Source organism: Natronococcus jeotgali DSM 18795 (assembly GCF_000337695.1).
Lineage (GTDB): Archaea > Halobacteriota > Halobacteria > Halobacteriales > Natrialbaceae > Natronococcus > Natronococcus jeotgali.
Map to the genome: position 1 here is coordinate 109,906 of NZ_AOIA01000033.1, position 7,671 is coordinate 117,576.

General features: G+C 65.1%; 9 protein-coding genes. 5 read left to right on the top strand and 4 right to left on the bottom strand.

The features are described 5' to 3' along the window. The first annotated feature begins 46 nt into the window (after positions 1–46). The 3 genes from C492_RS05575 (at position 47) to C492_RS05585 (ending at position 3,690) form a co-directional block, all read left to right on the top strand. On the top strand, positions 47–1,903 hold the full coding sequence (locus tag C492_RS05575; protein WP_008421306.1) for an SLC13 family permease: 1,857 nt from the start codon (positions 47–49) through the stop codon (positions 1,901–1,903). Positions 1,904–2,038: 135 nt separating this feature from the next. Continuing rightward, a complete protein-coding gene (locus C492_RS05580) occupies positions 2,039–3,220 on the top strand; it encodes an inorganic phosphate transporter (protein WP_049892755.1) in 1,182 nt (393 codons plus the stop codon). A gap of 41 nt (positions 3,221–3,261) precedes the next feature. Next, positions 3,262–3,690 carry a universal stress protein gene (locus C492_RS05585; RefSeq protein ID WP_008421308.1) on the top strand — a complete coding sequence of 143 codons (429 nt, stop codon included), beginning with the start codon at positions 3,262–3,264 and terminating at the stop codon, positions 3,688–3,690. 15 nt (positions 3,691–3,705) lie between these two features. On the opposite strand, the gene C492_RS05590 is transcribed toward C492_RS05585, so the two are convergent. After that, complete coding sequence (locus tag C492_RS05590; RefSeq protein ID WP_008421309.1) at positions 3,706–4,107, bottom strand: hypothetical protein; 402 nt, start codon at positions 4,105–4,107, stop codon at positions 3,706–3,708. A 344-nt stretch (positions 4,108–4,451) separates the two neighbouring features. On the opposite strand from C492_RS05590, the gene C492_RS05595 reads away from it, so the two are divergent. Next, positions 4,452–5,633 carry an inorganic phosphate transporter gene (locus C492_RS05595; protein ID WP_008421310.1) on the top strand — a complete coding sequence of 394 codons (1,182 nt, stop codon included), beginning with the start codon at positions 4,452–4,454 and terminating at the stop codon, positions 5,631–5,633. Positions 5,634–5,797: 164 nt separating this feature from the next. Next, on the top strand, positions 5,798–6,187 hold the full coding sequence (gene fer / locus C492_RS05600) for a ferredoxin Fer (RefSeq protein ID WP_008421311.1): 390 nt from the start codon (positions 5,798–5,800) through the stop codon (positions 6,185–6,187). A gap of 165 nt (positions 6,188–6,352) precedes the next feature. Here the strand turns inward: fer and C492_RS22105 are convergent, their stop codons facing one another. The 3 genes from C492_RS22105 to C492_RS05610 all read right to left on the bottom strand — a co-directional run. After that, the gene (locus C492_RS22105; RefSeq protein ID WP_083898742.1) at positions 6,353–6,469 is read right to left on the bottom strand and encodes a CcmD family protein; all 117 of its coding nucleotides are present in this window, start codon (positions 6,467–6,469) and stop codon (positions 6,353–6,355) included. A 2-nt stretch (positions 6,470–6,471) separates the two neighbouring features. Then, on the bottom strand, positions 6,472–7,140 hold the full coding sequence (locus C492_RS05605) for a cytochrome c biogenesis protein (RefSeq protein ID WP_049892757.1): 669 nt from the start codon (positions 7,138–7,140) through the stop codon (positions 6,472–6,474). 155 nt (positions 7,141–7,295) lie between these two features. Continuing rightward, a partial coding sequence (locus C492_RS05610) for a cytochrome c biogenesis CcdA family protein (RefSeq protein ID WP_008421313.1) occupies positions 7,296–7,671 on the bottom strand: 376 nt, incomplete at its 5' end.

The following is a 7,671-nucleotide window of genomic DNA, read 5'->3' on the forward strand; positions in this document are numbered from 1 at the left end:
CGTTCGTCCGGAACTGTTACCTGTCGGGTGAGAGTGAGAACGCAGTATGTCGGTGCGCCTGGTGCTCACCCAGGAGGTGACGACCCAGCCGGAGCTGACGACGGACGTCCTCGTCGTGCTCGGCGTCGTCGTCCTCGCGCTCGTTCTCTTTCTCACCGAACGGCTGCCGATCGACGTCACCGCAATCTTGCTGATCGTCGTGGTGGTCGTCCTCGAGCCCTGGACCGGCGTCGATCCGAGCACCGGCGTCTCGGGCTTCTCGAACGACGCGACGATCACGGTGCTCGCGATGTTGATCCTGAGCGGCGGGGTCGCCCGCACGGGGCTCGTCCAGGAACTCGGTCGGCGGATGGCCGCCTACGCGGGCGACAGCGTTCGCAAGCAGCTGTTCGCGACCGTGCTCGCGACGAGTCCCGCCTCGGGCTTTCTCAACAACACGCCGATCGTCGCCCTGCTCGTCCCGGTCGTCACCGACGTCGCGAACCGGGGTGGTACCTCGCCGTCCAAACTGCTGATCCCGCTGTCGTACGCCTCCCAGGTCGGGGGGATGCTCACGCTGATCGGCACCTCGACGAACCTCCTGGCGAGCGACGTCAGCGCCAGGCTGAGCGAGGAGTATCCCGAACTCCACGCCTTCTCGATGTTCGAGTTCACGCAACTCGGCGCGCTCGTCGTCGTCACGGGGGCGCTCTATCTGATCTTCGTCGGCCACTTCCTCCTCCCCGAGCGGGTGCCGCCGCGGGCGGACTACCTCGAGGAGTACGCGGTTGGCGACTACGTCGCCGAGGTCGCGGTCGTCCCCGGCTCCCCGCTGGTCGACGAGACCGTCGGCGACGCGACCGCGATGTTCGGATCGGAGGTCGACGTCGTCCAGGTCGTGCGGGATCGAGATCGTTCGGTTGCCCCCCGGCAGGACGTTCGGCTTCGGGAAGGCGACGTCCTCGTCGTTCGCACCGATCGGGGGGCGATCGCCGCCATCGCGGACCTCGAGGGCGTAGAGCACGTCGGCAACCCGAGATCGACGGTCGACCTCTCGGACGGCGACGAGGGCGGAATCGTCACCGAGCTGGTCGTCTCGCTCGACTCGCGGCTCGTCGGCCGGCGGCTCGATCCGGAGGCGTTCCGCGAGGAGTTCGGTGCGGCCGTCCTCGGGTTTCGCCACCGCGGCGAACTCGTCGGCGATCGGATCGTCGGCCGGCGGCTCGACGTCGGCGACACGCTGTTGGTCCAGGCCCCACAGGAGACCCTCGATCGACTCTCGCGCCGCGAGGACGTGATCGTCGCCCGCGAGCCGCCCCGGCCCGAGTACCGAGCCGACAAGGCGCCCATCGCCGTCGCGATCATGATCGGCGTCGTCGCAGTCGCAGCCCTCGATCTCTACCCGATCCTGCTGTCGGCGCTCGGCGGGGTCGTCGCGATGGTCGTGACGGGCGTCCTCGAGCCGAACGAGCTGTACGACGCCGTCGAGTGGGACGTCATCTTCCTGCTTGCGGGCGTGATCCCGCTGGGGATCGCCCTCGAGGGGTCGGGCGCCGCAGCCTACCTCGCGTGGCTGGTCGTCTCGACGGCGGGCTTCCTGCCGACGATCGTCGTCCTCTGGCTGTTCTACATCGTCACGGGGCTGATCACGGAGGTCGTCAGCAACAACGCAAGCGTCGTCCTGATGATCCCGGTCGGGGCGGCTGCGGCGGCTGGGATCGGCGCGAACCCGCTCGCGTTCGTCTTCGCCGTCACCTTCGCGGCCAGCACCTCCTTTCTGGGACCGATCGGCTACCAGACGAACCTGTTCGTCTACGGTCCCGGCGGATATCGCTTCACCGACTACTTCCGGGTCGGCGCACCCCTGCAGTTGCTCCTGTCGATCGTCACCGTGCTCGGGATCGCGTACTTCTGGGGTGTCTGACGCCCGGACCGTTCGATAGTCGAAGGGGCTACCGCAGAGGGGAGCGCTCCCGAAGCCCCCGCCCGTTTCAGTATCATCGTGGCGTATAAAAGAGGTTCAGCAACTACTTGAAGATACCACTCGCAGTACCCAACAATGGTCGAGACTCTTCTAGTAGTCGGAGTGATCGCATCGATCTTCGTCGGCTTCAACATCGGCGGCTCCTCGACCGGGATCACCTGGGGACCCTCGGTCGGCGCTGGAATCGTCACGAAAACGACGGCTGCGGCGGTTATGACCGTCTTCGTCTTCTTCGGCGGGATCACCGTCGGGCGGAACGTGATGGAGACGCTCAGCGAGGGGATCATCACGACCGATCTCACGCTGTCGTCGGGCGTCGCCGTCCTCTTCTTTATCGGACTCGGCATCCTCGTCGCCAACGTCTTCGGGGTCCCCGTGCCGACGTCGATGACGACGGTCGGCGCCATCGCCGGACTGGGGCTGGCGACCGGAACGCTCAACTACGCAACGATCGCCGAGATCATCTCCTGGTGGGTCGTGACGCCGATTATCGGCTTCTGGATCGGCGGTATTATCGGCCGGTACATCTACCCAGCAGTCAACCGCCGGGTCGACATCGAAACGACCGACGGGCCGTTACTGACCCTCGAGCACCGGGGGACGGTCCCGAAGCCGGCGTTCGGGCCGAACACGACCTGGACCGAGTTCGCTACCACGGTCGTCGTCCTCGTCATCGGCTGTTACATGGCGTTCAGCGCCGGCGCGAGCAACGTTCCGAACGCCGCCGCGCCGCTGGTCGGCGACGCGGGACTGGAGGTAAACACCGCGGTCGGCATCGCCACACTCGCGATCGGGCTCGGCGGATTCACCATCGCTCGCCGGACGATGGACTCCGTCGGCGGCGAGTTGAGCGACATTCCGCTGCTCGCGGCGCTGTTCGTCATGGTGACCGCTTCGACGATCACGACGGTCCTCTCCTACATCGGGATCCCGATCAGCCTCGTGATGGGAACGGTGATGACGATCGTCGGGATCGGCTGGGGTCGAGCGACGCGCCCGATCACCTTCCGCGAGGCGGTTACCCGCGATAGCGAGGCTCGCGAGCGCGATATCGAACTGGGCGCGATCGTCGCCGAGGAGAAGGCGGACGAACCGGCGCCCCCGATCGGCGAGGCGGAGACCGAGGAGGTGCTCCACGGGAGCGACCTGTTCAACCCTCGAGCGGTGATCAAGTACATCTCGATGTGGATCATCGGCCCGTCGATGTCGACGCTGCTTGCCTACGGGTTCTTTAGGCTCCTTCCGGGCGTCGCCTGATCGACGGGGGACTTACGTCACCGGATATCGTATCTCGGCCAATGCTCTCGCGAATTCTCGTTCCGATGGACGACTCCGAACCCGCCAGTCACGCCCTCGAGTACGCCCTCGATAACCACCCCGACGCCGAGATCACGGTCTTGCACGTCGTCGGCGTTCCGTCGATGATGATGGGCGACGCGGTGGGGCTTACTCTCGAGGACGACCTCAGCGACGCCGCCGCCGACCGCGCCGAGCCCGTTTTCGACCGCGCCCTCGAAGTCGCCGACGAGCGGGACCGAGAGATCCGGACGATCGTCGGTATCGGTCATCCGGCTCGAAACGTCATCGACCGCGCGGACGACTACGACGCGATCATGCTCGGTGCACACGGGAAGGATCGAAACCGCGCGACGCGTCGGTTCCTCGTCGGCAACGTCGCCGAGACGGTCTCGAAGCGGGCGACGGTACCGGTAACGATCGTTCGCTGACGCGCCGCCGATCCGCTACGTCTCCGACTCGTCCTCGACCGACTCCTCGACAATTTCCTCGACCTCTTCCTCCCGGGGGCGCCGATCGACGCGCTCGTCGACGGCTTCGACCCGCGCCTGCACCTCGTCGACCTGCTCTTTGACCGTCTCGCCGACGGCTTCTTCGACCGTTTCCTCGACCTGTGCCTGCACTTCGCTGACTTCCCTCTCGACGGTCTCCTCGACCGCCTCGGTCATCCAGTCGGGATCGAAGCGGGCCATCTTCCAGACGACGTGAACGACGTAGGAGGCGAACACGCCGACCCCGAACGCGACGCCGATGTTCGTCTCGAGCGTGGCGATCATCACGATCGAAAGCGCGATCAATGCCCCGTAGGCGAGGTCGACGGCCGCGTCGACGCGGATCGGGTTCAGCATCGTCGCGACTCACCCGCTCCGTTCGGGCGGTCGATCCAGCGGTGTCGACTGACGCGGTCGCTCCGGTCGGAGGGCGGTCCCGGTTCTGTCCGTCGAGCGAGTACCCTATCGAAACACACAGTGGCGTTTCGTACGGTACTACCGATTGAAATTCTTTGGCAAGGAACTGCGAGCGGCGGCGAACCCGCGACCCCGTCGGGCCGACCGCTCCGCTCGAGACCCCGCGGCGCCGCCCGGATCGGGCGCGCGACTGACTCCGGCGACGCCGACCCGCCGAGAGAGCGCGGTCCGGGGCCGGCGTTCGAATAGGCGCGCTTTTAGGGCCCGCGGCTCGAGTAGTAGCCGTGACGGAAGCACTGCTCGTCGTCGGCCTCCTCGTCGCGGTCTTTGTCGGCTACAACATCGGCGGCGCGACGACGGGTCCCGCGTTCGGACCGGCCGTCGGCGCCAACGTGATCACGAAGCTCATGGCGGCCGCACTGATGTCGGTCTGTTTCTTCCTCGGTGCGATTACGATCGGGCCCCAGGTCGTCACGACGCTCGGGGAGGAGCTGGTACACACCACCGATATCTTCACGGTCCGTTCGAACGTCGCCGTGCTCTTTTTCATCGGGAGCGCGCTGTTTCTCGGTAACTACGCCGGCGTTCCCGCCTCGACGTCGATGACGGCCGTCGGCGCTATCGCGGCGCTCGGACTCGCGGCCGGCGAACTCGACTTCGCCGTCCTCGGCCAGATCGTCATCTGGTGGGTCGTCGCTCCGATTATCGGCTTCTGGGTCGCGGGCGTCGTCGGTCGGTACTTCTACCCGCGGATCAACGAGTGGATCGCTATCGAGGGCAACCGAGAGGGACGGGAGATGATCACGGTCGATCGCTCGGGGGCCGTCCCGCGTCTGCAGTTCGGAGACGACGCCGATCGACGCGAAATCACGGGCGCGTTCGTCGTCGTCGGGATCGGCTGTCTGATGGGCTTTTCCTCGGGGACGAGCAACATCGCCAACGCGATCGCCCCGATCTACGGCACCGGCGACGTCGATATGGTTCCGCTGATCCTGCTCGGATCGGCCGCGGTCGCCGTCGGCTGTTTCACGATCGCCCGTCGCACCCTCGATACGCTCGGCAACGACATCACGAACCTGCCGCTGACGGCTGCGATCGTGGTCGCGGTCATCAGTTCGACGATCGTGATCATCCTGTCGACGATCGGCATTCCGGCGAGTTTCGTCGTCATCGCGACGATGAGCATCATCGGACTCGGCTGGGGACGTGCCACGCGGACGACGACGCTCTCGGACGCCCGCAGGGGCGAGGAGACGCGCGTCTCGGTCGGGGCGCTCACCGCCGAGGAGGAGGGCGAACAGCCCCCGGAGATCGGCGAGGAAGACCCCGAGGACATCCCGCAGGCGTCGGATCTGTTCGATCCGTCGACGACGGCTCGAGTCATCCTCATGCAAAACGTCGTCCCGGTCATCTCGACGGTCGGCGCCTTCCTCACGTTCCGGTTCGTCCCCGTATTCGGCCTGTGACGCGCTTCGATCGCTCGCCCGCGGCCGCGGACCGTCGATTCCGGTAACTGATAAGACACGTTCCGGCTTCAGAGCCCCGTTAGTCAGGAAGACGCCTGCAGTCGCCGGCAGTGGGTCGGATCGAACAGCAAGCTATACCAATGCGGGCCTCGAATCGTCGTGTGATGCCCACGGTAGAATACCTCAACTACGAAGTACTGGACGACCAGGGCTGGGACATGGACGACGACGACCTCTTCGAGGAGGCCGCCGACGCTGGCCTCGACGATGAGGACTACGGCACCCTCGACGTCGCCGAGGGCGAGTACATCCTCGAGGCCGCCGAGGCCCAGGGCTACGACTGGCCTTTCTCCTGCCGTGCAGGCGCCTGCGCGAACTGCGCGGCCATCGTCAAGGAGGGCGAGATCGACATGGACATGCAGCAGATCCTCTCCGACGAGGAGGTCGAGGAGAAGAACGTTCGACTGACCTGCATCGGTTCCGCCGAGACCGACGAGGTCAAGATCGTCTACAACGCGAAGCACCTCGACTACCTGCAGAACCGCGTCATTTAACGACTTCGAGGGGCCCCAGACGGGGCCCGGTTTAGCTCTTCAGTATTTTTGCGCTCGTAGCGGCCCGCTCTCCTCGAAACATCGATCAGGATCGGAATCCGATGAGAGCATATACGGAGTCCGGTTCCGATCTGGGTCGCGGTGCCAGGATCGGTACACTGTGGCTCACTGCAGGTCGCGCAGTTGCTTTTCGACCCGGTGTAGCTGGCGCTGCATATACAGGATGTACGCAAACAACGCAACGAAGATTCCCCCGTAGGCGGCAACCAGGAACGGCTCCATCGTTACGCAACCTCCTCCTTTCGGAAGGCAATCCTGTCCTCGAGTTCGTGCAGTCGGATTCGGATCGCCATCAGGTAGATGTAAAGCAGCGCCAGCGCGAGCAGCGAGACTCCCAGCGTCAGCGGGTCGATATTCGCGCTCACATCGGGGTTGGCCACGGTCGGCTCGTGAAACGTCGGTGTCCACAGTCGACCGGCAGTGTAGGTGATCGGCACAGTAACGAAGGCGATCGTCCCGTAGACTGCGGCGTACCGCTCGTCGTTCCCTCGTTCGGTCGAAGCGTAGACGACGAGATAGCCCGCGTAGATGAACCAGACCATGAGAAAGGTCACGAGTCGGACGTCACTCCACTCCCACCAGGAGTTCCAGACGACCCGCCCCCACAGGCTCCCCGTGACGAGCGTTAGCGTCGCGAACAGGAATCCGATCTCGCCACCGCTGTGGGCGAGTCGATTCCAGAACCGGCCTTCGTACTTGAGATAGAGAACGCTTCCGACGAACGTCGCGGAGAGCGCGCCAGCGGTCAGAAACGCGATGGGAATATGCCAGTAGGCGATGAGGTTGATCCCGTGATCGATGCCGTACATCGTTCGGGACGCGAATCCGAAGACGAGCGTCAGCGAGAGCAGTCCGAACCCGAAGGCCCCCCACCTCACAACCCGGCTCCACATGATATGACGGAACAACCTGATGAGTGACCCAAGCTGTCCTGAGAGCGTACGCATACCGTCACTCATCGAACGACCACGACTTAGGTTTTTTCAACGCCCAGTAGCGGGTGGTCCGTCTTCAAGAGCGAGTCAATTCGGAACGAGTAGCCGGCCGATCACCGAACGAACACCGCCAGCAAGGCCTTGTCGAGTTCGAAGAGGAGACCAACGCCCGTCACGACCAGCGCGTACCCGCTCAGCCGCCGTATCAGGGCGGGCCGATCGAGTGATCGAACGCGATCGGTGAGGGTGTTTCCGGCCCGCTTGCCACCGTACGCGACGAGCAACAGCGGTCCCGAGAACCCGACCCCGTAGGTAAACAGCAGCGTCGCGCTCTGCGCGACGTCTCCGGAGGTACCGACGAACGCGAGGACGCTCCCGAGGACGGGCCCGACACACGGCAGCCAGATGACGCCCAGAAACAATCCGAGCACGAACCCGCCGACCAGCGGGTGATGGGCGTTCTCGACGGCGGTCGTAAACCGGGTTACC

Excerpts from the sequence above, each read along its gene's own strand:
- fer (WP_008421311.1), top strand. The coding sequence starts at position 5,798 with ATGCCCACGGTAGAATACCTCAACTACGAAGTACTGGACGACCAGGGC.
- C492_RS05590 (WP_008421309.1), bottom strand. The coding sequence starts at position 4,107 with ATGCTGAACCCGATCCGCGTCGACGCGGCCGTCGACCTCGCCTACGGG.
- C492_RS05575 (WP_008421306.1), top strand. The coding sequence starts at position 47 with ATGTCGGTGCGCCTGGTGCTCACCCAGGAGGTGACGACCCAGCCGGAG.
- C492_RS05605 (WP_049892757.1), bottom strand. The coding sequence starts at position 7,140 with ATGTGGAGCCGGGTTGTGAGGTGGGGGGCCTTCGGGTTCGGACTGCTC.
- C492_RS22105 (WP_083898742.1), bottom strand. The coding sequence starts at position 6,469 with ATGGAGCCGTTCCTGGTTGCCGCCTACGGGGGAATCTTCGTTGCGTTG.
- C492_RS05585 (WP_008421308.1), top strand. The coding sequence starts at position 3,262 with ATGCTCTCGCGAATTCTCGTTCCGATGGACGACTCCGAACCCGCCAGT.
- C492_RS05580 (WP_049892755.1), top strand. The coding sequence starts at position 2,039 with ATGGTCGAGACTCTTCTAGTAGTCGGAGTGATCGCATCGATCTTCGTC.